This window comes from Duganella sp. GW821-FHT01E12, assembly GCF_059422325.1.
The window spans coordinates 262,826-283,985 of record NZ_JBWKWR010000006.1 but is presented as its reverse complement, the minus strand read 5'-3'; the positions used below and the strand labels follow the sequence as shown (position 1 = coordinate 283,985).

The 21,160-nt window shown below is 65.3% G+C and carries 22 protein-coding genes and 1 tRNA gene; 8 read left to right on the top strand and 15 right to left on the bottom strand.

The genetic code is table 11. The annotated features are described in order from the left end of the window. Nucleotides 1-74: 74 nt before the first annotated feature. The 4 genes from AC07WS_RS18945 to AC07WS_RS18930 form a co-directional block, all read right to left on the bottom strand. A complete protein-coding gene (locus AC07WS_RS18945; protein WP_494730569.1) occupies nucleotides 75-575 on the bottom strand; it encodes a VOC family protein in 501 nt (166 codons plus the stop codon). Nucleotides 576-642: 67 nt separating this feature from the next. Continuing rightward, entirely contained in the window at nucleotides 643-1,449 is an 807-nt protein-coding gene (locus AC07WS_RS18940; protein WP_494730568.1) for a LytR/AlgR family response regulator transcription factor, read from the bottom strand. Beyond that, the gene (locus AC07WS_RS18935) at nucleotides 1,437-2,525 is read right to left on the bottom strand and encodes a sensor histidine kinase (protein WP_494730567.1); all 1,089 of its coding nucleotides are present in this window, start codon (nucleotides 2,523-2,525) and stop codon (nucleotides 1,437-1,439) included. Before AC07WS_RS18935 ends, AC07WS_RS18940 begins: the two co-directional genes overlap by 13 nt. 49 nt (nucleotides 2,526-2,574) lie before the next feature. Further along, nucleotides 2,575-4,209, bottom strand: a complete 1,635-nt coding sequence (locus AC07WS_RS18930; protein ID WP_494730566.1) for a Na+/H+ antiporter — start codon at nucleotides 4,207-4,209, stop codon at nucleotides 2,575-2,577. Nucleotides 4,210-4,324: 115 nt separating this feature from the next. Here AC07WS_RS18930 and AC07WS_RS18925 point away from each other — a divergent pair. From AC07WS_RS18925 to AC07WS_RS18915, 3 genes are all read left to right on the top strand, one after another. Beyond that, nucleotides 4,325-4,400 (top strand) — tRNA-Gly (locus AC07WS_RS18925). 172 nt (nucleotides 4,401-4,572) lie between these two features. Then, a complete protein-coding gene (locus tag AC07WS_RS18920) occupies nucleotides 4,573-5,535 on the top strand; it encodes a chemotaxis protein (RefSeq protein ID WP_494730565.1) in 963 nt (320 codons plus the stop codon). 89 nt (nucleotides 5,536-5,624) lie between these two features. Next, nucleotides 5,625-6,206 carry a DJ-1/PfpI family protein gene (locus AC07WS_RS18915; RefSeq protein ID WP_494730564.1) on the top strand — a complete coding sequence of 194 codons (582 nt, stop codon included), beginning with the start codon at nucleotides 5,625-5,627 and terminating at the stop codon, nucleotides 6,204-6,206. Nucleotides 6,207-6,217: 11 nt separating this feature from the next. On the opposite strand, the gene fghA is transcribed toward AC07WS_RS18915, so the two are convergent. Continuing rightward, entirely contained in the window at nucleotides 6,218-7,063 is an 846-nt protein-coding gene (fghA, locus tag AC07WS_RS18910; protein ID WP_494730563.1) for an S-formylglutathione hydrolase, read from the bottom strand. Between the two features lie 85 nt (nucleotides 7,064-7,148). On the opposite strand from fghA, the gene AC07WS_RS18905 reads away from it, so the two are divergent. The 3 genes from AC07WS_RS18905 to AC07WS_RS18895 all read left to right on the top strand — a co-directional run bounded on the left by AC07WS_RS18905 (nucleotide 7,149) and on the right by AC07WS_RS18895 (nucleotide 10,126). Further along, nucleotides 7,149-8,336, top strand: a complete 1,188-nt coding sequence (locus tag AC07WS_RS18905) for a cation:proton antiporter (protein WP_494730562.1) — start codon at nucleotides 7,149-7,151, stop codon at nucleotides 8,334-8,336. 1 nt (nucleotide 8,337) lies between these two features. After that, nucleotides 8,338-9,459 carry a YbdK family carboxylate-amine ligase gene (locus tag AC07WS_RS18900; RefSeq protein WP_494730561.1) on the top strand — a complete coding sequence of 374 codons (1,122 nt, stop codon included), beginning with the start codon at nucleotides 8,338-8,340 and terminating at the stop codon, nucleotides 9,457-9,459. 160 nt (nucleotides 9,460-9,619) lie between these two features. Next, entirely contained in the window at nucleotides 9,620-10,126 is a 507-nt protein-coding gene (locus AC07WS_RS18895; protein ID WP_494730560.1) for a tetratricopeptide repeat protein, read from the top strand. 57 nt (nucleotides 10,127-10,183) lie between these two features. On the opposite strand, the gene AC07WS_RS18890 is transcribed toward AC07WS_RS18895, so the two are convergent. After that, entirely contained in the window at nucleotides 10,184-11,155 is a 972-nt protein-coding gene (locus tag AC07WS_RS18890; protein WP_494730559.1) for a gamma-glutamyl-gamma-aminobutyrate hydrolase family protein, read from the bottom strand. A 64-nt stretch (nucleotides 11,156-11,219) separates the two neighbouring features. Continuing rightward, complete coding sequence (locus AC07WS_RS18885) at nucleotides 11,220-12,119, bottom strand: LysR family transcriptional regulator (protein WP_494730558.1); 900 nt, start codon at nucleotides 12,117-12,119, stop codon at nucleotides 11,220-11,222. 223 nt (nucleotides 12,120-12,342) lie between these two features. Between AC07WS_RS18885 and AC07WS_RS18880 the strand changes: the two genes are divergently transcribed. Continuing rightward, nucleotides 12,343-13,326: an Lnb N-terminal periplasmic domain-containing protein gene (locus AC07WS_RS18880; RefSeq protein WP_494730557.1), complete on the top strand. Its 984-nt coding sequence runs from the start codon at nucleotides 12,343-12,345 to the stop codon at nucleotides 13,324-13,326. A gap of 36 nt (nucleotides 13,327-13,362) precedes the next feature. Here the strand turns inward: AC07WS_RS18880 and AC07WS_RS18875 are convergent, their stop codons facing one another. Together AC07WS_RS18875 and AC07WS_RS18870 are read right to left on the bottom strand one after the other, a co-directional pair. Next, the gene (locus AC07WS_RS18875; protein WP_494730556.1) at nucleotides 13,363-14,376 is read right to left on the bottom strand and encodes a porin; all 1,014 of its coding nucleotides are present in this window, start codon (nucleotides 14,374-14,376) and stop codon (nucleotides 13,363-13,365) included. Between the two features lie 29 nt (nucleotides 14,377-14,405). Further along, the gene (locus tag AC07WS_RS18870; RefSeq protein WP_494730555.1) at nucleotides 14,406-15,155 is read right to left on the bottom strand and encodes a substrate-binding periplasmic protein; all 750 of its coding nucleotides are present in this window, start codon (nucleotides 15,153-15,155) and stop codon (nucleotides 14,406-14,408) included. A gap of 279 nt (nucleotides 15,156-15,434) precedes the next feature. Here AC07WS_RS18870 and AC07WS_RS18865 point away from each other — a divergent pair, with 279 nt between their 5' ends. Next, nucleotides 15,435-15,944 (top strand): hypothetical protein, encoded by a 510-nt coding sequence (locus AC07WS_RS18865; protein ID WP_494730554.1) that lies wholly within the window; start codon nucleotides 15,435-15,437, stop codon nucleotides 15,942-15,944. A 16-nt stretch (nucleotides 15,945-15,960) separates the two neighbouring features. On the opposite strand, the gene AC07WS_RS18860 is transcribed toward AC07WS_RS18865, so the two are convergent. From AC07WS_RS18860 to AC07WS_RS18835, 6 genes are all read right to left on the bottom strand, one after another. After that, complete coding sequence (locus tag AC07WS_RS18860) at nucleotides 15,961-16,593, bottom strand: ribbon-helix-helix domain-containing protein (protein ID WP_494730553.1); 633 nt, start codon at nucleotides 16,591-16,593, stop codon at nucleotides 15,961-15,963. A gap of 160 nt (nucleotides 16,594-16,753) precedes the next feature. Then, nucleotides 16,754-17,455: an ABC transporter ATP-binding protein gene (locus tag AC07WS_RS18855; protein WP_494730552.1), complete on the bottom strand. Its 702-nt coding sequence runs from the start codon at nucleotides 17,453-17,455 to the stop codon at nucleotides 16,754-16,756. Further along, nucleotides 17,448-18,161, bottom strand: a complete 714-nt coding sequence (locus tag AC07WS_RS18850; protein WP_494730551.1) for an ABC transporter ATP-binding protein — start codon at nucleotides 18,159-18,161, stop codon at nucleotides 17,448-17,450. Before AC07WS_RS18850 ends, AC07WS_RS18855 begins: the two co-directional genes overlap by 8 nt. Then, entirely contained in the window at nucleotides 18,154-19,089 is a 936-nt protein-coding gene (locus tag AC07WS_RS18845; protein WP_494730663.1) for a branched-chain amino acid ABC transporter permease, read from the bottom strand. The genes AC07WS_RS18850 and AC07WS_RS18845 overlap by 8 nt, the downstream gene beginning before the upstream one ends. Before the next feature lie 23 nt (nucleotides 19,090-19,112). Beyond that, entirely contained in the window at nucleotides 19,113-19,985 is an 873-nt protein-coding gene (locus tag AC07WS_RS18840; RefSeq protein ID WP_494730550.1) for a branched-chain amino acid ABC transporter permease, read from the bottom strand. A 6-nt stretch (nucleotides 19,986-19,991) separates the two neighbouring features. Next, complete coding sequence (locus AC07WS_RS18835; protein WP_494730549.1) at nucleotides 19,992-21,146, bottom strand: ABC transporter substrate-binding protein; 1,155 nt, start codon at nucleotides 21,144-21,146, stop codon at nucleotides 19,992-19,994. Nucleotides 21,147-21,160 lie beyond the last annotated feature (14 nt).

Here is a 21,160-nt window from a genome sequence, read left to right as displayed (position 1 = left end):
GCCAGTCTAGCGACGGCCCCAGGCCGGCGTCCAGCGCGCAGGGGCGAAGCGGGATGCCGGTGGGGCGAACCGGTTTATTGGCCGGCGTAGGCCTTCTTCAGCGCGGCCAGGTCGATTTTTTTCATCTCCATCAGCGCCGCCATGACGCGGCCCGCCTTTTCCGTATCGGCGTCCATCAGCATGGCCGGCAGCGCGGTCGGCACCACCTGCCAGGACAGGCCGAACTTGTCGGCCAGCCAGCCGCATTGCCGCGCCTCCGGCGCGCCGCCTTCGGACAGCTGGTTCCAGAAATGGTCGATCTCCTCCTGGCTTTCGCAGTTGATCACGAACGATATCGCCGGCGTGAACTGGAAGAGCGGGCCGCCGTTGAGCAGGGTGAAGTCCTGGCCGTCCAGCTTCAGGGCCACCGTCATGGCGCTGCCGGGCGGTTGGCGATGGTGTTCCTGGCCGGCCTCGGTGTAGCGGGCGACGCTGCAGATCTTGGAGTTGCGGAAGATACCGACATAGTATTCGGCTGCCTCCTCCGCCCGTCCCGAGAACCACAGGAAGGGAGTGATCTTCTGGATGCTGTGCATGCTGGTCTCCTGTTCTGGTTAGACGACGCCTGCTGTCCGGGCGCAGGCTGGCCCTTGCCGGAAAAGGTTAACAGGATGGCGGCGGTTGCGGCGCACGGCTGGCGCCAGGCGGCGCTTGCAGCCGTTCCATGACCTCGGCGCGGTACTGGCGCGAGCAGGGCACGCGCGCGCCGCTGCGCAGCACCAGTTCTCCGTCGCCCTTGTCGAGATGCTGCACGCTGACGATCCAGTCCAGCTGCACGGCGGCGCGCCGGTGGCAGCGCTGGAAGCGCGGGCCCAGCTTGTCGACCAGGCCGGCCAGCGTCTGGCGCATCAGCGGCTGGGCGTCGGCGGTGTGCAGCACGACATAGTTGTCGGCCGTTTCTATCCACTGGATCTGCTCGACCCGCACGATGCGGGTGCCGCCCCGTTCCGGGATCAGCAGCTGGCTGATGGCGGGCAGGGGATGCTGCAACGGCGGGGGCGCTTCTTCGGTCAGGTGTGGTGGCATGGGTTGGACGGTCAGGGCGGCGCGCCGCAGCGCGAGGCGTTCGCGCACGCGCTGGAGGGCGCGTTGCAGGCGTTGCTGGTCGTAGGGCTTGAGCAGGTAGTCGATGGCGTTGGCGTCGAAGGCGCGGATCGCGTATTCGTCGTAGGCGGTGACGAACACCACCAGCGGCGCCGGCGCCGGCAGCGAGGCGGCGACATCGAGGCCGGTGATCTCGGGCATCTGGATATCGAGCAGCAGCAGGTCGGGCGCGAAGCCGGGCAGGCGCTCCAGCGCCTCGACACCGTCGCGGGCTTCCTCGATGGCGCCGATGCCGGGCTCCTGCTCCAGCAGACGGCGCATCTTGTCGCGCGCCGGGCGCTCGTCGTCGACGATCAGGACGCGCATGGCAGCCGCATTTCCGCCCGCACGCCGGCAGGCGCGAGCTGGATCAGGTCGAAGGTGGCGCCGGCGCCGTACAGGGCCGCCAGCCGTTCGCGCAGGTTGCGCACGCCGATGCCGGCGCCGGGTTGCGCGCCGCCGGTGTGTGCTCCGGCGGTGGCGCCGGCAGCCAGCGTGCCGCCGTCGTCCTCCAGCCGCAGCACCATCGCGCCCTGCTCGCGGCTGGCCGAGATGGTGATGGCGGTGGCCTGGCGGCGCCGTTCGACGGTGTGCTTGAAGATGTTCTCCAACAGCGGCTGCATGCTCATCACCGGCACCTGGCAGTCCAGCAGCGCGTCGTCGATGCGCCAGTCGATGTGCACGCGGTCGGAAAAGCGTTCGCACATCAGGGCCGCGTAGCCGCGCAGCAGGCGCAGCTCCATCGCCAGCGTGACCTGGTGCTGCTCGCTGACGTCGAGCGTGGCGCGCAGCACGTCGGCCAGCTGGATCAGCATGGCGTCGGCGCGTTGCACGTCGCTGTGCATCAGCGAGGAGATGGTGTTCAAGGCGTTGAACAGGAAGTGCGGCTGCATCTGCTGGGTGAGCCGCAGCAGCTGGGCTTCGCGTAGCGAGGCGTTGACCCGTTCCACGCGCAGCTTCTCGTTCTGCATCGCGTGATACGACAGCACGCCGAACATGATGGTGGCGAAGATGCTGAAGAAGACCGTCATCTTCACGTCTTCGTACAGGAAGGTCTGCGGCCAGGGCAGGTGGGTGTAGGTGTCGCCGGCCAGCGCGTACACGCCATAGCGGATGCCGAAGGCGATGGGGACAAACGTCAACCAGTAGATCGGCAGCCACACCAGCTGGCGCGCGAACCACTTCAGCGGCTGCGCCAGCAGATGGTCGTAGCGGCGCGTGTAGTGGCGCTGGGCCAGCAGCAGCAGGGTGCCGGTCAGCGCGGACGAGGTCTCCCACACGATCGGCTTCCACACGCCGGCCTGGTGGTCGCGCAGGTATTCCTGGACGGCGGTGAGGTTCATCAGCAGCCAGAACATGACCCAGGCCGCGGCGATGGTGATTTGTGTGCGCTTCGGTAGCATGGCCCAGATGATTACCGATTCTTATCAATAGGTCAATGAGCCGATAAGACTAGCGGTAGCGCGCCTCCATCAGGTCGATCTCGCGCACCAGCTTGCGCGAGATTTCGTCGGAGATGTGGTCGGCGCGCGCCAGCTCGTAGATGGCGTGGCGTTCGGCGGTCAGCGCCGCCAGCCGCAGCTCCTTCTCGGCGTGGTCGGTCTTGCGCCAGGTTGCGCCGGCGTCGGGATCGACCTCCCGCAGCTTGTGCTCGTAGAAGGCGATGATGCGCGCGGCCGCCTGCGGATAGACCTCGGGGTCGACGCAGGACTCGGCCTCCATCAGGGCGATCTGCGCCTGCTCGGTGGCGGCGATGGCGGCGTTGGCCGCGGCGCGGCGCGCCAGGTCTTCCTCCTGCTGCTCTTCCGGCGAGGCCGGGAAGGTCATGCCGGCCAGCAGGCGCGGCAGGCCCAGGCTGGCCGTCAACAGCGAGATCAGGATCACCGAGCAGGCCAGGAAGATGGTCAGCGCGCGCGCCGGGAAGGGCGCGCCGTTGGGCATGGCCAGCGGCAGCGTCAGCACGCCGGCCAGGGTGATCGCGCCGCGCGCGCCGGCCAGCGTGGTGGCCAGCAGCAGGCGCGGGTTGATCTTCATGCGCGGCTGGTTGCGGATCTTCTGCTTGTAGATGGTCAGCCGCAGCGAGGCCCACACCCACAGCATGCGCAGCGCCAGCAGGCCGATATTGATGGCCACCGCGTACACCGCCAGCCACCACGGGTTCAAATGGCCGCTCTCCTCGATGGTGGCGCGGGCGTCGTGGAAGATGTCGGGCAGCTGCTCGCCCAGCAGCACGAACATGATGCCGTTCAGCGCGAACTGCACCGTGTCCCACACGGCCGAGCGCTGGATGCGCGTGTTGGCCAGGGTGTGGCCGCCCAGCTCCGCGTAGCTCATGGTGATGCCGGCCGCCACCGCCGCCAGGATGCCTGAGGCGTGCAGGCGCTCCGCCACCAGGTAGGCGCCGAACGGCAGCAGCAGGCTGACCAGGATGGGCGAGCCGGTCGGCTCGCCGAAGCGGCAGCTGAGCCAGTACTGCAGCCGCGTCACCAGCAGCGTCACGGCGACACCGGCGCCGATGCCGGCCGCGACCAGCCAGACGAAGGTGAGGGCGGCGGTGCTGACCGAGAAGGCGCCGGTCAGCGCGGCGGCCACGGCGAAGCGGAAGCACACCAGGCCGGAGGCGTCGTTGAGCAGCGATTCGCCTTCCAGGATGTGCATCAGCCGCTTGGGGATGGGCGTGGTGGCGGCGATCGAGCCGACGGCGATCGGGTCGGTCGGCGAGATGATGGCGGCCAGCGCGAAGGCCACCGGCAGCGGCATGGCGGGTATCAGCCAGTGGATCAGGAAGCCGGCGCCGATGACGGTGAACACCACCAGCCCCAGCGCCAGTTCCAGGATGGTGCCCTTGTCGCGCAGCAGGCCGCTCTTGGGGATGCGCCAGCCGTCCAGGAACAGCAGCGGCGGCAGGAACACCAGGAAGAACAGGTCCGGCTCCAGGTCGACCCCGCGCGTGGATTTGGCGGCGATCAGCGCGCCCAGCGCGATCTGCACCAGCGGCAGCGGCACCGCGCGCGGCAGGAAACGGGTGAGATAGGCGCTGGCCACCACGGCCAGCAGCATCACCAGCACCACTTCGATTGAATCCATGCTCGTTCCTTCAACATTGCAAGACGCCAGCAAGCTTACACCATCGCCGGTTTTGTAAAAAGTTGGGGCAGGGCACTAGCAAACCGGAAATCTTTCTGTCATAATCTTGTCTTCTGCGGGAGTAGCTCAGTTGGTAGAGCGCAACCTTGCCAAGGTTGAGGTCGAGAGTTCGAGACTCTTCTCCCGCTCCAGAATTCGGTAGCACATCAAAAGGAAGCCTGCGGGCTTCCTTTTTTTACGTCCGTGCGCCTTCAACCGTTGTATCTCGTGCTGTAAAACAATATCTCTCCGCTCAAAGTGTGACGGTGGACAGTGGCAGACGTTATACTTGCTACGGAGCTACCACCGACGGAGACGAAATCTATGAAATCAGTTCAGCAGGAAGTTGATGAGCGCAGTAACCTGACCAACTCCAATAAATTCGAACTGCTACTGTTCCGCCTTGGCGCGGACGCCAACGGCGAACATTCCGAGTTGTTCGGTATTAACGTCTTCAAGATCCGCGAAATTGTAGCGATGCCGGAAGTGACCGCCGTGGCCGGATCCCCGCCGCATATGCTGGGCGTCGTCAATCTGCGCGGACAAATCATCACGGTGCTGGATTTGCCAGGCATCGTCGGCGTGACCCCAAAGACCGGCCTGAACATCATGCTGGTGACCGAGTTCGCCCGCACCACGCAAGCGTTCGCGGTGGAGTCGGTCGACGAGATCGTGCGCCTGGACTGGAGCCAGGTGCTGACCGCCGAAGGCACGGCCGGCGGCAAGGTCACCAGTATCGCGCGCGTCGACGGCGACGTGCAGAACACCCGCCTGGCGCAGGTGCTGGACGTGGAGACCATCCTGCGCGAGCTGGTGCCGCCGGAAGGCAAGGACGTCGATCCGGAAACCATCGGCCCGAAAGTCATGCTCAAGCCGGGCGCCGTGATCCTGGCGGCGGACGACTCCGTGGTGGCGCGCAACCTGATCGAGAAGGGCCTGGAAGCGATGGGGGCGCACTTCATCATGACCAAGTCCGGCAAGGAAGCGTGGGACCGCCTGCAGCACATCGCCGACGGCGCCAAGGCCGAGGGCGTGCCGGTCAGCGACCGCGTCGCGCTGGTGCTGACCGACCTGGAGATGCCGGAGATGGACGGCTTCACGCTGACCCGCCTGATCAAGCAGGATGCGCGCTTCGCCAAGATTCCGGTGGTGATCCATTCTTCGTTGTCGGGCAAGACCAACGAGGACCACGTCAAGGGCGTGGGCGCGGACGCCTACGTCGCCAAGTTCTCGGCCGAGGACCTGGCCGACACGCTGCGCACGGTGCTGAGCAAAGTGGCGGCGTAAGCGCGCCGGAACAAACAAGGGTAGTATCGAAGGGCCGCGACGGCGACGTCGCGGCCTTTTTTGTTTTCCATTTCTCGAAAGGATATACCGTGGCAGCTAAGAAAATTCTGTTTCTGACCGGCGACTTTGCGGAGGATTACGAAACCATGGTGCCATTCCAGGCGCTGCAGATGGTGGGCCACACGGTGCACGCGGTGTGCCCCGACAAGCGGGCCGGCGACACCGTCAAGACCGCCATCCACGATTTCGAGGGCGACCAGACCTACACGGAAAAGCCGGGCCACCTGTTCGCGCTGAACGCCAATTTCGACGATGTCGATGTCGGCAAATACGATGCGCTGATGATCGCCGGCGGCCGCGCGCCGGAATACCTGCGGCTCAATCCGCGCGTGATCGAGATCGTGCAGCAGTTCGCCGCCGCGTCCAAGCCTATCGCCGCCGTGTGCCATGGCGCGCAGCTGCTGGCGGCGGCCGATGTCATCCGCGGCAAGACCATCTCGGCCTATCCGGCCTGCTCGCCCGAGGTCAAGCTGGCAGGCGCCAGCTACGCCGACATTCCGGTCGACCAGGCCGTCACCGACGGCAACTTCGTCACCGCGCCCGCCTGGCCCGCGCACCCGGCGTGGCTGGGCCAGTTCCTGCGGCGGCTGGGCACGGAAATCAAGCTCTAGATCAAGTTTGCCTACAGCGCCGCCAGGCAGCGCGCGTGGAAGCGGATGTGGTCTTCCATGAAGGTGGCGATGAAGTAGTAGCCGTGGTCGTAACGCGCATGCCGCCGCAGTTCCAGCGGCTGCGCGGCGCTGCGGCAGGCGGCCTCGAACACTTCCGGATACAGCTGCTCCTGCAGGAACTTGTCGCCCAGTCCCTGGTCGATCAGGATGCCGGCCGGGAAGGGCGTGTGCAGGCGCGCCATCAACAGGCTGGCGTCGTACTGCTCCCACGCGGCGGGGTTGTCGCCCAGGTAGCCGCTGAAGGCCTTCTTCCCCCACGGGCACATCGACGGCGCCGCGATCGGCGCGAACGCCGAGACCGAACGGAACACGTCCGGCCGCTTCAGGGCCATCGTCAACGCGCCGTGGCCGCCCATCGAGTGGCCGAAGATGCCGATGCGTTCGGCGTCCACCGGCAGTTCCCGCACCAGCAGTTCGCGCAGCTCGTGGATGTAGCTGTACATGCGGTAGTGCTGCGACCACGGTGCTTGCGTCGCGTCGAGATAGAAGCCGGCGCCGGCGCCGAAATCCCAGCTGTCGCTTTCGCCGTCGATGCCGGCGCCGCGCGGGCTGGTGTCCGGCGCGATCAGCATCAGGCCGGCCGCGGCGGCGGCGCGCTGGGCGCCGGCCTTGATCATGAAGGTCTCTTCGTTGCAAGTGAGTCCGGCCAGGTAGAACAGCGCCGGCACGCGGCCTTCCGCAGCCTTGACCGGAATGAAAACCGAGAAGCGCATCGGCAGGCCGATCTCGCGCGAGGCGTGCCGGTAGAAGCGCTGTACGCCTCCGAAGCAGGGATGTTCGCTGATTAATTCAAGCATGTTGCTCCTTTATGTTCCTTAGCGCACAGTGCGAACGCCCATAGTTGTCCAGAATTGTACAAGTATCTTAAAGAAGGAGAAATACATGCCGGATATTCAGGTCGTCATGACCGAACTAGGCTGGCCCCTGGCAATCGCATTGGCTTGGCTGGCGGGTGAATTCATGCACCGCTGGACACGCCTGCCGCGCATCAGCATCTACGGCGTGGTCGGCTTCCTGATGGTGCAAGCCTTTCCCGCCGCGTTGAGCAGCGGCGCGTCGAGCACCGTGACCCTGTTGGCCAACCTGGCCTTCGGACTGATACTGTTTGAATTCGGTTACCGCATCAACCTGCACTGGCTGCGCATCAATCCGTGGATCGCCGTCAGCGGACTGGCCGAATCGGCCGCCACCTTCGGCGTGGTCTATCTGATCTCGCACCTGACCGGCATGCCGCCGCTGACCTCGCTGCTGCTGGCCTCGCTGGCCATGTCCACTTCGCCGGCCGGCGTGCTGCGCGTGATCAACGAGGAGGACAGCTCGGGGCAGGTGACCGAGCGCGTGCTGCACCTGGTCGCCATCAACTGCGTGCTGGCGGTGTTCGTGTTCAAGGTGGTGGTGGGCTTCTGGGTGTTTCAGACCTCGGGCAGCCTGACGCAAGCCATTTCGCACAGCTTGATCGAGCTGCTGATGTCGGCTGTGATGGGCGCCGTGATGGGCTTCCTGGTGCCGGCCGTGCTGCGCCGCCTGGGCGCGATGGCGCAGGACGGCACCATCGCCTTCGCGCTGGGCGTGATCCTGCTGGTGGCGATGGCGCACGCGTTCGACGTCTCGCCGGTGCTGGCCACGCTGACCTTCGGCCTGGCCGCGCGCCACAGCCGCGTGGCCTTCAGCCGCACCGAGCGCAACTTCGGCGGCATCGGCGAGCTGCTGACGGTGCTGCTGTTCGTGTTCGCCGTGTCCACGCTGGAGTGGGAGCGCGTGGTCGAGGGCGCGGGCCTGGGCGTGGTGCTGCTGCTGGCGCGCTTCGTGGTCAAGGCGGTGGCGGTGGCGGCGTTCGCGCACGTGGGCGGCATCTCGTGGCGCAAGGGGCTGTTGACCGGCATCGCGCTGTCGCCGATGTCGGTGTTCGTCACGCTGCTGCTGGAGCAGACCAAGTACATGGGCATCGTGCTGGTCGACGAACTGGCCGCGCTGGCGGCCATGACGCTGCTGCTGGAGGTGATCGGCCCCATCATCACGCAGCGGGCACTGATCTGGGCCAACGAAACCCCGGCTAAAGAGGAGCATTGACATGCCATTGGAACCGTTCAAATCATCGCAGCCGCTCACCATGGGCGTGGAGCTGGAGCTGCAACTGGTCAGCCTGTCGGACTTCGACCTGACCGCGTCCAGCCCGGACTTGCTGCACCTGCTGAGCCGCAAGCCGTTTCCCGGCAACGTCACGCCGGAGATCACCGAGAGCATGATCGAGATTAACAGCGACGTGCACACGCATCACAGCGAGCTGGTGTCGCAGCTGCAGGTGATCCGCGACACGCTGGTGCAGGCGGGCGAACAGCTCAACATCGGCATCTGCGGCGGCGGCACGCATCCGTTCCAGAAGTGGGCCGAGCGCCGGATCTTCGCCAAGCCGCGCTTCAAGGAAGTGTCGGAGCTGTATGGCTATCTGGCTAAACAGTTTACGATTTTCGGCCAGCACGTGCACATCGGCTGCGCCTCGGGCGACGACGCGCTGTTCCTGCTGCATTCGCTGAGCCGCTACGTGCCGCACTTCATCGCGCTGTCGTCTTCGTCGCCTTATGTGCAGGGGAACGACACGCTGTTCAATTCGGCGCGGCTCAATTCCGTGTTCGCCTTCCCGATGAGCGGGCGGGCGCCGTTCACGCAAAGCTGGTCCACCTTCGAGCACGAGTATTTCGCCAAGATGGAGCACACCGGCGTGATCAAGAGCATGAAGGACTTTTACTGGGACATCCGGCCCAAGCCGGAATACGGCACCATCGAGCTGCGCGTGTGCGACACGCCGCTGACGGTGGAGCGGGCGGCGGCGCTGGCCTGTTATCTGCAGGCGCTGTGCCGCTATCTGCTGGAACGCCGCGAGGCGGCGCCGGTGGAGGACGACTACCTGGTCTACAACTACAACCGCTTCCAGGCCTGCCGCTTCGGGCTGGATGGCACGCTGGTGCATCCGAAGACCTATGAGAGCCTGTCGCTGCGCGAGGACATCCTGACCACGCTGCGCAAGATGGAGCCGCACGGCGCGGCGCTGGGCGGCACGGCCGGCTTGCAGCATCTGGTGCAGGTCACGCACGAGGGCAGCGACGCCCACTATCTGCGCCAGCAGTTCGAGCGCAGCGGCAGCGCCGAAGGCATGGTCGACGCGGCGATCCAGCGCTTCCGGGGGCACGACTGATTCATCCGCCGGTGCTGCTGGGTATTATGAATTCTGCTAAGTCAGCAGGAATTTTCGTCAACGAGACAATTGGTTAGTTTTTTATCGTGCAAGCTGTTTAAAGTAGCCTGCGGGTCTGTTGCAGCAGTCGACTTCACATACGGTAAGAAAGAGATACGCCATGCTAGCCAAAGGAAAAATATGTTTTGCAATGTTGATGAGCGTTTGCTTTTTCGATTTTGCGATGGCGACGGAATTGGATGAAGGTGTCAAGGCGCTGCAAACAAGTCAGTTCCCGGAAGCGGCGATGCATTTTCAGCGTGCTGCGGATGCCGGAGACCTCATGGCGGAATTCAACCTGGGTTTGATGTATGCGAGAGGGATGGGCGTCCCCAAAGACCCAGCACAGGCGGTCAAATTGTATCGCCACGCAGCCGAGCATGGCTTCATCAAAGCGCAAGCGAACTTGGGCTTAATGCTAACTCTGGGCAATGGCGTCGCGCGGGACGACGTTGAGGCGGATATGTGGTACCTGGTCGCAGCCGACGCGGGAGACATTGGCGCAGGAAGAAACAGCCAAACGCTGGAAGAGCGAATGAGCATCGCTGACATTGCCCAAGCCAGAGAAAAGAAGGACGCGTGGATAGTGAACAATAAAAAGAAACTATTGACGGATAAGAGTCCTTAATTCGGGTGACGTCGTAGGCGGTGCTGAACGTGCAGATATCGTGCGGGTAATTCACTCCTAGAAGCGCGTCTCGCGCGCCACGCGCAGGAAGTTGTCGAGGATGGCGGTGCAGTCGAGCAGTTCGACGCCGCCGGCCTGGTGGAATTCCGGGTGCCATTGCAGGCCCATCACGAACGGCGCCTTGCGGTAGCGGATCGCTTCGACCATGTTGTCCGGCACCGACAGCGCCTCCACCGCCATGTCGCGCCCCAAGGTCTTGACGGCCTGGTGGTGGATGGAGTTGACCAGGCCGGGGCCCTTGCCCTTGAACAGCTTGGCCAGCGAGGAGCCGGCCGGGAAGCTGACCTGGTGCCGGTTGCGGTCGTAGTCGTCGTTGACGTGGGCCAGCGAATCGGGCACGTCGGAGGCGATGTCCTGGTACAGCGTGCCGCCGAAGGCGACGTTGATCAGCTGGCAGCCGCGGCAGATGCCCAGCACCGGCTTGCCCGCCTCGACGAATTCATGCAGCAGTTCCAGCTCGTACATGTCGCGCGCGCGGTCGCCGCTCCACTCGGGCCGGGTCGGCGTTTCCGAATAGCTTTGCGGCGAGACGTCGGCGCCGCCTTGCAGCACTAAGCCGTCGAGGTGCTTGGCGTAGTCGCGCAGGCGGATGTTGGACGGGTGCAGCAGGCCGTCGGTGTTGACGGTGGGGATCATGAACACCAGCACGTCGCGCGACATCACCCATTGCGCGATGGACTCTTCCAGATATTGCAGGTTCTTGCTGCGCAGGCCGGTGGCGCCGGGTTCGGGGTGGAAGATGCGGGCCGACACGCCGATGTGCAGCGGGCGCTGGATGATGTGGCGCGTGGCGGCCGCCGCGAAGCGCCGGTAGCGCGCCATGAGCACGCGGCCCCACAGGCTGAAGACGGTGTCGCCGGGGTCCAGATAGCTGGGCGTGCCGGTGTCCGGGCGCGCGGCGCGCCGGTCGCGGTCGCCGCTGCGCCGGTGTTGAGGCTGCTGTGCCTGATCCTTGTCGTCCCCGTCCATGCCTTGCCTCGCCCGCTATCGACAGGGTTCCAGTGTGCCATATGCCGGCGCCATCAGTCGCCCGCTAGGACGCGGGGTGGAGCTCGCGCACCAGCGCGTCGGCGAAGGCCGCCACCAGCGGCTCGGCCTCGCGGCGGCTGGCCAGTCCGACCTTGGTGAGCAGGCTGCCGCGCGAGAGCTGGACGAAGCGCACGCCGGCCGGCGCCATCAGCTGCATGCACTCGGGCACGATGGCGATGCCGAGGTTGGCTTCGATCAGGCTCAGCTGCGAGGACTTGCGCGACAGTACCCGCGCCGGCTTGGGGAAGAAGCCCTGGTCCAGGCACAGGTTGGCGACCAAGTAGCTCAGGCCGCCACGGTCCTTGTGCGGGATGGAGATGAAGGGTTCCTGGCTCAGGCTGGCCAGTTCGATGTTGTCCAGCGCGGCCAGCGGCGAATCGCGCGACACGGCCACCACCAGTCGCTCGGTGGTGAGCTCGCGGGCCTGGATGTGCGGATACTTGCGCAGGGTGGGCATGCGGATCAGGCCGATGTCGGCGCGGCCTTCCTCGATGTCCATCGTCTGGTCTTCGGACGGCGCCATCGAGATGTCCAGCGTCACGCCGGGGAACTGTTGCAGCAGGCGGCTGAGCGCGCCGGTCAGCGCCGGCGTCAGGATCACCGAGCTGGAATGCTGCAGGCGGATCAGGCCCTGCGCGCCTTGACCCACCTGGCGCGCCTGCACCACCGTGCGGTCGATGTCGTCGAGGATGCGCTTGCTGCGTTCGAAGAACAGCTGGCCGGCCGGCGTCAACTCGATGTGGCGCGAGTCGCGCGTGAGCAGCTGGGTTTGCAGCTCGTCCTCCAGCTCCTTGATCTGCCGGCTCAGCGCCGACTGCGCGACGTACAATTTCTCGGCCGCGCGCGAGTAGCTGCCGGCCTCCACGATCTCTACAAAATATTTAAACTGTTTAAGTGAAATCACCGTTATGCCGTTTCGAGATAGTTGGCCGCCGTATTTGATATTGGATAGATGCGCGCGGCGCCGTTAAAGTGAAGCGTCTCTCTTCATTTACGGAAACCGCCATGTTGGAACTTATCGGAATAATCGGCGTGGTCGTAAGTATTGCATTAAAAGTAATATGCGTCCAGATCGGCTGCGGGAGCGGCGTCGACGATAAAGAGGATTGATGCCCCTATAATCGGGCATGACAAAAAAATACCTGATCCTTGCCGGCAAGCTGTTCGCTTCTTTGTTGATGCTGTGCCTGTCGCTGTGGGGCGGCGGCGCGTTGTGGTTCCAGGCCGCGCCTTGGCTGGCGCTGGCTTGGGGCGTGGCCAGTGTGGCGTCGCTGGTGTGGTGGTGGCGCCGGCGCAAGGGGCGCGTGCTGCTGCCCTGGCTGATCGCGGTGGCGCTGATGATGGGGTGGTGGAGCACCATCAAGCCCAGCCACGACCGCGTGTGGGCGGACGACGTGGCGCGCATGGTCACGGGGCGCGTGCGGGGCAGTGTGGTTACGCTGGACCAGGTGCGCAATTTCGAGTGGCGCAGCGATGCGGATTACACGCAGCGCTGGGAGCAGCGTTCGTATGACCTGGGGCAGTTGCGGTCGGTCGATGTGGCGCTGTCGTACTGGATGGGGCCGGCCATCGCGCACACGCTGGTGTCGTTCGGCTTTGCCGACGGCCGCTATCTGACGTTCTCCATCGAGATCCGCAAGGAGCGTGGCGAGAGCTTTGACGCCGTCGCCGGCTTCTTCAAGCGCTTCGAGACGGTGCTGATCGCCGCCGACGAGCGCGACATCCTGCGCGTGCGCACCAATGTGCGCGACGAGGACATGTATCTGTACCGGCTGAGGATGCCGCCGGAGGCCATGCGCTCGCTGTTCCTGTCGTATCTGGACGAGGGGGCTTTGCTCAAACGTGAGCCGCGCTTCTACAACACGCTGACCGCCAACTGCACCACCATCGTCTTCGAAATGGCGCGCCGTTTCGAACCAGGCCTGCCGCTGGACTGGCGCTTGCTGGCGTCCGGCTATCTGGACCGCTATCTGTACGATATCGGCGCGCTGGCCGGGCAGGGCGGCTTCGAGGCGCTGCGGCAGCAAGCCCATATCACAGGCAAGGCGCGGGCGGCCGGGAAAGAAGTGGACTTCTCCGACCGCATCAGGGCTACTTCGACTTACCGCTAATTCGATATTCCCGCGCAGGCGGGAAGGCATCCCAGATTAAAATTGGTGGCAAATGCCCGTCATCACGGCGTTCTGGAGCGTGCCGGGCGCCACCGTGCCGAAGGCGGTGACGCCCATGTCGCCGTGGCCCCTGTTCCACGCGTGGGCCGTGGTCAGATATAGGTCGGTGCGGCGCGACAGCCAGTACGACAGCATCAACGTCAGGTTGCGCGAGTCGCCGCCGCCGTTCGGCAGTTTGGCCATGTACAGTGTGCCTGCCAGATACCATGCCGGCGCCGGTGTGCTCTGAAAGCCGATCCATGACTGTCCAATGCTGCTGGCCACGCCGGCGATCCGGTTGCTGCGCCATGTGTAGCCGGCTCCCAGCTTGGTGGTCGCATTGAGCGCATAGCCGGCGCCCAGCATGGTGCGGCGGGCGCGGTCGCCGCTGGTCGCCGCCGCCGTTCCGGCCACCGATTCCATGCCCAGTCCCAGTTTTATCTGGTCCCATTGGTAGCCGGCCAGCGCACCGCCATAGCGGCCAGTGCGCACCGCGCCGAGGGCATCGCCCGGCGAGTACATCAGCGATGTATAGGCGGAACCAAAGCGTCCTATGTATTTGACGGCGTGGTCGGTGCGGCTGACGTAGCCCAGATCCAGCGAATTGTCGGAATAGCGGGATGCCCGTCCGAGCGGATCGAAGGCGATGCCGAAATCGGTCGCTATGTTCTGGTGGCGGCCGAACGAAAACTGGCCGGCGTCGTCGTGCTCGATACCGACATAGTCGGTACGGCCGAACAGCCGGCCCGGTTGCGCCGAGTTGCCATCGTCCAGCGTCAGGCCGCTTTCGAGCTGGAACACGGCGCGCCAGCCGTCGCCCAGCTGCGTGCTGCCCCGCAGGCCCAGACGCGATCCTGTTTCGCCGTTGGGGCTGACGCGCAGTTGGCTGGTTTGAGCCGGCGGGACATGGCTGATCCATTCCACGCCCAGGTCCGCGATGCCGTACATCTGCAGCGACGTTTGCGCGTGCGCGCTCGCCGCCAGGCAGCAGGTGGCCAGTATTCCCATCATGCCCGCTTGCATGATGCCTCCCGTATCGGTCAGGGTTGCGTTTCGCTCAGCGCCTGATTCAGATAGTTGTCGAAGCGACCGCCGGCAAAGGCTTGCTGTGCGGCGCGCCGGTAGCGCTGCACCAGTTCAGGGGACGCCAGTGGCGAAAAGGCGCCGTACAGCGTTACGCCGGGCACCGGCACCGCCAGCAGCTTGAGCCTCATGTTGTTGTGCGCGGCGTAGTAGCTGGCGCTGGCGCAGTTGGAAAAATAGGCGCCGTCGATGCGCCCCAGCTGGAGTTTGCCCAGGTTGACTTTTTCCCAGTCGACGCCGCCGACCAGGTCCAGCCGGATCGACGAATTGTGCATAAAGGGCGGCAGCACGCCCGCCCGCACCCAGCCTATGGTCATGCCGGCCAGGTCGGATGCGCTGCGCAGGTTGTCGAGGCGGTGTCCGGGCAGCACGGCGATGCAGGGCTCGAACTTGATGTAGGCGGTGTCGTCGAAGCGTATGCCGGCGCTGTCGCGCTGCGGGGTACGGGCGAGGATGGGGGTGAACAGCACCGCGCCGCTCGCCAGGCTGGTTTCCAGGCGCGCCACCGTGACAGGGCGCTGCCACTGGAAGCGCACGCCCATGCGAGGGGCGATCTCGCGGTCGAAGAAGTCGACCAGTACGCCTTGCGGCCCGTCCGGGCCGGGCAGGATAAACGGGGCCACCGTGAACACGCCGACGACGACCGGTTCGGCCGGCGCCGCTGGCGCCGCCTGCAGCGGGATGGCGCTCCAGCATGCCGCCAGCATTGCGTACGCACGGGCACGGCGCCGCAAGGCGCGACCTGGCGTTTGGAGCAGGGGCAGCCATCGGTGCGGGACGAAAATCATACGCATGGTTGCGAAAGGAAAGTCTTGCCCCATTCTAACTCGGGGCGGCCCGGCCGGGGGCGCAAGGGGCCGGCAGCTGTTGGCATCCGGCCACAGCGATCGTTTGGCCTAGGTTTGCGGCATGCTTCCCGTGTCCGCCACACGCACCGCGCGCACGGAATTCTGTATTATTCGGGCTTTTGGCCTTGAATGGTACTCATGCATATGTTGACGACTCGCCTCCGCTACCTTCGCAGCCGCGAGGCTTTGGCTGCGGTCGTTCTGCCCGCGGTGATCTGCTGGAAATGGCGGGGCGAGGGGGGCGAGATCGCGTGGGGCATGCGCATCGCGGCGCTGAGCTTGTTGGTTTATATTCTGGTGCAGGGCACGCTGTATTGGCATCTCAAGCTGCGCTCGGTTACGGGGGAGGCGGCGCTTCCCGTCTGGTTTTATCGGGTCTTCCAGGGATTTAAGTGGTCGAATCTTGTGGCCATTGGCGGCATGCCGGTGCTGCTGTTTTTGTTGAAGCATGAGGCGCTGTCAGGCGCGGATAGGCAATGGTTCGTGGGTTTGCTGCTGGGGGCGGTGCTGGAGCAGATCAACTACTATCACTATCAGCTGATGTACGACACGCGGGCGGCCTTCGATCATCTGCGGCGCAATCGCCGGTTGCGCAAGGCGGCACTCGGCATCGATATTGCCAGGGCCGGTGCGAGGGCTTGGTCGTAGCCAGGGCTGTATCTATCTAATAAGCGACGTCTTCCAGCCGGTAGCGGAATTTTCTGCGCTCAGGTAAATCCCAGCCGGGCTCGCGGTCGGTGTCGCGCGAGGGCGCGCTGGATGGGGGCGACGCCTGCGGCACGGGTGATGCTGGCGTTGACGCGGATGACAATGGAGGAGCAGCGGCAAAGACTGGCGTGATCGGCGCAGCGCCAGGTATTGCCGCAGGCGCCTTCGCGGCGATCAGGTCGTCGCGCAGCCGGCGCGCCGATTTGAAGGTTTTGTCGCCCGGGCGGCGAACGTATAGATCCTGCCATGCATTGCGCGTCGAGCGCGCGAACGATTGCGCGAACTGGTTCGGCGAAACGGCGTGGCCGTTGTGGATGATCTGGTCGCCTTCGACGCGCGCGTAGTTGTTTTCGCCGTAGCTCCATGATTTCAACACAGTGCCTTCGGGAAGGAACAGGGATTTCCATTGGTAGCCGTGCATGCCCGACAGGTCCGCGCCCGGCTCGAACTTGGCCGGGTCCGACAGCCAGCATTCGATGGCCTGGGCCATGGCCTCCGACAGGTCTTGCGAACCTCCACGGCGGCGCAGTTTCTCGATCAGCTTGAGCAGGGTATCGGTGGGCAGTTTCACGCTCATTGTGGTATTCATTCGATTTTCTCCCCTATTTTCTTCGGCTTTCCCATATTTAGACCGGGAAGTCGAGGAATAGTTCAAAGCTTGAAAAAATCGAAGAAAATCGAACGGAAAATCGAAGCTTTGCTAGAAGGGCCGTGGAGGAGCACCCCGTGTGCATATCCTCCGGGCCATTTCAGCGCGCGAAGTACAGGTCGTGGAGTTGCTGGAGCTGGACTTCGGATGCCGGCTGGGACAGGGCCACGCGCCCGCTTTGCATCAGGTAGACGTGGTCCGCCACGGCCACCGCGCGCTCGGTGTTCTGCTCGACCAGCACGATGGTGCGGCCGCCGGCCTTGAGCCGTTCCAATATCCCGAACAATTCGTTGACCACCAGCGGCGCCAGGCCCAGCGAGGGCTCGTCGATCAGCAGCAGCTTGGGGTCGGACATCAGCCCGCGCGCCATCGCCAGCATCTGCGCCTCGCCGCCGGACAGCGAGCCCGCCATCTGTGAGCGCCGTTCGCGCAGGCGCGGGAACATCTCATAGGCTTGCTCCAGCCTTTGCCTCACATGCGCGCGGTGCGGTTTGTGGAAGGCGCCCATGATCAGGTTTTCCTCCACTCCCATGTCGCGAAAGACCATGCGGCCCTCGGGGATCATGGCGACGCTGCGGTCGGCCATGTGCCAGGTCGGTGTGCCGTTCAGGCGCGCGCCGTCCAGCCGGATCTCGCCGCCGCCCACCGGCACCAGTCCCATGATCGCCCGCAGCAGCGTGGTCTTGCCGGCGCCATTGGGGCCGATGATGGTGGTGAGCTTGCCGGCCGCCACCTGCATCGACACGTCCCACAGCACGTTGATGGCGCCGTAGCCCGCGCGTAGCTGGTCCAGTTCAAGCATGGGCCGCTCCCGTGTAGCTGCGGATTACCTCGGGATCGTTGAACACCGCTTCCGGCGTGCCGTCCGCGATCAGCTGGCCGAAGTTGAGCACCACCACCCGCTGGCACAGCGCGTGGATGGTCTCGATATCGTGTTCGATGATGATGATGCCGACGCCGAAGCGCGCATGCATCTCCTTGAGCATGCCCATGAAGCGCCGCTTGCCGTTGGTCTCCAGCCCGGCCAGCACCTCGTCCAGCAACAGCAGCTTGGGCGTGGTGGCCAGCGCCTTCGCCACCTCCAGTGCTTTGAGTTCGGTCAGCGCCAGTTCGGTGGCGGCGTCGCGGTTCGCCTTGTCGGCCAGGCTGGTGAAGTCCAGGATCTCGGCGATCTTGTCCTCGTCCACGCGGCCGGCGCCGAAGCGCTGGGCGACGATCAGGTTCTCGCGCACCGTCAGTTCGTGCATGGGCTGCGGTATCTGGAAGGTGCGGCCTATGCCCAGCCGCGCGCGCCGGTAGATGGGCGTGCGCAGCACGTCCTGGCGGTCGAAACGTATGGTGCCGCCGGTCGGCCGCACCAGGCCGGAGATGGCGTTGAACAGCGTGGTCTTGCCGGCGCCGTTGGGGCCGACCAGGCCGACCACGTCGTGCGTGCCGACCGTCAGCGTGACGGCGTTGACCGCTGTCAGGCCTCCGAAGCGCACCGAGAGATTGTTCAGCTCAAGCATGGTCTTTCCTCCGCAGCAGGGCGAGCAGGCCGGTGGGGCTGAAGATGATCATCGCCACCAGCAGTGCGCCCAGCACCAGCTGATGTCCGGTGGGGATCAGCGTTTTGAACACCAGTTGGTCCAGCAGGTACACCACCAGCGCGCCGACCACCGGCCCGGCGATGGTGCGGTAGCCGCCGAAGATGGCGGCGACGATGGGCACCGTCACCCACACGCTGTTGAAGGCGTAGTCGGGTTCGAGGAAGTTGATGTAGTGGGCGTTGAAGGCGCCTGCCACGCCGGCCATGAAGGCGGACACCATCAGCATCAGCCCTTTGAGCAGCGTGCTGTTGACGCCGACCACGCGGGTGGCGTCCTCGCTGTCGTGCATGGCGCGCAGGGCGATGCCGTAGTGGCTGGCGCGGATGGCGCGGTAGGCCAGCGCGAACAGCAGCACGATGGTCAGTATCGTCAGGTAGGCGCCGGTCTTGCCGCTCATGTCGTAGCCGAGCATCGTCGGCAGGCCGGGGATGTTGGCGATGCCGCCGGAGCCGCCGGTGACCGAGCTCCATTCGGTGGCGAGGATGCGGAAGATGTGGGCGTAGGCCAGGATGGCCAGCGCGAAGTAGGGGCCGCGCAGACGCAGCACCGGCAGCATCACGACGGAGGCCAGCAGCGCGCCGACGCCGCCCAATGCGATACCCGCCAGCACCGGCACGCCCAGTTTGGCGGTAGCGATGGCCGATACATACGCGCCCACGCCGAAGAAGGCGCTGTGGCCGAAGCTGACCATGCCGCCCATATTCCCTAGCAGCGCCCACGACAGGGCGACGCAGCCGATCACCATGGCGGCGACGATCAGGCTCATGACGTAGTTGTCGGCGCCCAGCAGCGCGGGCACGGCGACGTAGGCCGCGGCCACGGCGGCGATCCACCACAGGCGGACCATGCCCGCGCCGGCGGCGGGGCGGTTCAACCGCGCCTCCGGGCCGCGCCCATCAGACCATTGGGCAGCACGAACAGCACCAGCAGGAACAAGGTCATGCCGGCCAGCTCCTGCAGCGCCGAACTGGCCAGCGTGACGGTCAGCGCCTCGGCCACGCCGAGCAGCACGGCGCCCAGCAGCACGCCGGGAATCGAGCCTATGCCGGCCAGCACGGTGATGATGAAGGCCTTGACCGTCAGCGCGCCGCCATACGCCGGCTGGATCACGCCGTAGCTGTACAGCGCCACGCCCGCGAAGCCGGCCAGCATGCCGGCCACGATGAACGACACCAGCTCCGTGCGGCCGGGCGATATGCCCATCAACTTGGCGGCGTCGCGGTTGCTGGAGACGGCCCGCAGCGCGCGCCCGTACCAGCTGCGCGAGAGCCACCACCACAAGCCGCCCATCAGCAGCAGGCTGACGACGAAGAAGATCAACTCGCTGCGCATGCTGTACAGCGGGCCGACCACGAAGGCCTCCTGCAGCCAGCTGGAGCTGGTGGAGCGCACGTCGGCCTTCCACACCAGCAGGATCAGGTTGGTCAGGATCACGCCGATGCCGAACGTGAGGATCAGCGAGTTGATCTCGCGGTCCTTGCGGATGCGGCTGACGATCCAGTACACGCCGGCCGACGTCGCGCTGACCACCGCCAGCGCGACCGGTATCGCCCACACGGGATTGAGGCCCAGCCCCGATTCGACCGAGTAGGCGATGTAGGCCGCCAGCAGAACCAGTTCGCCGTGGGCCAGGTTAATCACCCGCATGGTGCCGAACACCAGCGCCAGTCCCAGCGCGATCAGCGCGTAGGAGCCGCCCTGCAGCAGGCCGGAATACAGCGCCTGGAGTATCAGTTCCGTCACGGCGGCTTACCAGGGCAGGCCCGGATACACCATCTTGCCGGTGGCCGTCTCCTTGGGCCAGACGATGACGATGTTCTTGCCCTGGTGCTGGCCCATGCGGTGCACGAAGTTGGGATTGTCGCCGTTGGCGCCGAACTGCACGCGGCCGATCAGCGTCTCGCGGTCGGTCTTGCGCAGCTCCTCGGCCACGCCGCCTTTCTTCACCGTGCCCTTGTCGGCGGCGCGGGCGATGGCTTCGAACAGCAGCATCGACTGCACGTAGCCGAACTGGCCGAGGTAGTCCGGCTCCTTCTTGTACAGCGCCTTGTAGGTGTCGGCGAAGGCCTTGCCGTCGGCGCTGTCGAAGACCGCGGGGAAGGGCAGCAGCGCGGTGCCGTACACATTGGGCATCAGGTCCGGAAACTCGGCGGCCATCTTGGGCGTGGCCAGCGACCACACGCCCACCATGGCCTTGACCGGCGGTTTCAAGACCCGCGCCGCGCGCAGGATGCCGACGTAGTCGTTCTCGTAGCCGACCATCAGTATCACTTCCGATTTGTCCTGCAGCTTGATCTTGTTGACGATAGGCTTGAAGTCGGTGATGGCCGGATCGAAGGAGTGCGTGGTGGCCTTGATGCCCTTGGCCGTCAGCGCCTTCTGCACCGAGGCGGCCAGGTCGGACGTGGCCTCCTTGGTCGAGAACACGATGGACACCGACTTCGCGCCCATGTCGGCCAGCAGTCCCTGCACGGCCTTCTCGTAGCCGGCGGTGTTATTGATGCGGAAGAAGTTCTTGCGGCCGCTGTTGACCAGGCTATCGTCGACGCCGCCGGAGGTGATGTAGACCAGTCCCAGTTTGTTGGCCGCGTCCGAGGCGGGCGAGATGTTGTTGGAGCCGTAGCCGCCGGTGATCGCCACCGCGCCCTGGCTGGCCAGCTTCTCCACAGCGGCCACCGCCTTGGCCGGCGCCGATTCGTCGTCGATGGTGACGATCTTGATCCTGTGCTTGCCGTTGGTCTTGTTGAATACCTCGGCGGCCACCAGCACGCCCTCCTGCATGCCGGAGCCCACGCGGGCCAGCGTGCCGGTGAGCGGCAGCTCGGCGCCGACCGTGAATTCCTCGGCGCGCGCGCCGCCCGCCAGTGCCATCGCGGTCAGCGCCGCGATTGTGATGTTTTTCATTCCAGTCTCCCCTT

Bases quoted from the DNA above. Each gene is read 5' to 3' on its own strand.
- AC07WS_RS18935 (WP_494730567.1), bottom strand. From the start codon at position 2,525: ATGCTACCGAAGCGCACACAAATCACCATCGCCGCGGCCTGGGTCATG.
- AC07WS_RS18895 (WP_494730560.1), top strand. From the start codon at position 9,620: ATGCTAGCCAAAGGAAAAATATGTTTTGCAATGTTGATGAGCGTTTGC.
- AC07WS_RS18835 (WP_494730549.1), bottom strand. From the start codon at position 21,146: ATGAAAAACATCACAATCGCGGCGCTGACCGCGATGGCACTGGCGGGC.
- AC07WS_RS18855 (WP_494730552.1), bottom strand. From the start codon at position 17,455: ATGCTTGAACTGGACCAGCTACGCGCGGGCTACGGCGCCATCAACGTG.
- AC07WS_RS18920 (WP_494730565.1), top strand. From the start codon at position 4,573: ATGAAATCAGTTCAGCAGGAAGTTGATGAGCGCAGTAACCTGACCAAC.
- AC07WS_RS18905 (WP_494730562.1), top strand. From the start codon at position 7,149: ATGCCGGATATTCAGGTCGTCATGACCGAACTAGGCTGGCCCCTGGCA.
- AC07WS_RS18880 (WP_494730557.1), top strand. From the start codon at position 12,343: ATGACAAAAAAATACCTGATCCTTGCCGGCAAGCTGTTCGCTTCTTTG.
- AC07WS_RS18890 (WP_494730559.1), bottom strand. From the start codon at position 11,155: ATGGACGGGGACGACAAGGATCAGGCACAGCAGCCTCAACACCGGCGC.
- AC07WS_RS18940 (WP_494730568.1), bottom strand. From the start codon at position 1,449: ATGCGCGTCCTGATCGTCGACGACGAGCGCCCGGCGCGCGACAAGATG.
- AC07WS_RS18850 (WP_494730551.1), bottom strand. From the start codon at position 18,161: ATGCTTGAGCTGAACAATCTCTCGGTGCGCTTCGGAGGCCTGACAGCG.
- AC07WS_RS18870 (WP_494730555.1), bottom strand. From the start codon at position 15,155: ATGCTGGCGGCATGCTGGAGCGCCATCCCGCTGCAGGCGGCGCCAGCG.
- fghA (WP_494730563.1), bottom strand. From the start codon at position 7,063: ATGCTTGAATTAATCAGCGAACATCCCTGCTTCGGAGGCGTACAGCGC.
- AC07WS_RS18875 (WP_494730556.1), bottom strand. From the start codon at position 14,376: ATGATGGGAATACTGGCCACCTGCTGCCTGGCGGCGAGCGCGCACGCG.
- AC07WS_RS18945 (WP_494730569.1), bottom strand. From the start codon at position 575: ATGCACAGCATCCAGAAGATCACTCCCTTCCTGTGGTTCTCGGGACGG.
- AC07WS_RS18900 (WP_494730561.1), top strand. From the start codon at position 8,338: ATGCCATTGGAACCGTTCAAATCATCGCAGCCGCTCACCATGGGCGTG.
- AC07WS_RS18865 (WP_494730554.1), top strand. From the start codon at position 15,435: ATGCATATGTTGACGACTCGCCTCCGCTACCTTCGCAGCCGCGAGGCT.
- AC07WS_RS18930 (WP_494730566.1), bottom strand. From the start codon at position 4,209: ATGGATTCAATCGAAGTGGTGCTGGTGATGCTGCTGGCCGTGGTGGCC.
- AC07WS_RS18845 (WP_494730663.1), bottom strand. From the start codon at position 19,089: ATGGTCCGCCTGTGGTGGATCGCCGCCGTGGCCGCGGCCTACGTCGCC.
- AC07WS_RS18860 (WP_494730553.1), bottom strand. From the start codon at position 16,593: ATGAATACCACAATGAGCGTGAAACTGCCCACCGATACCCTGCTCAAG.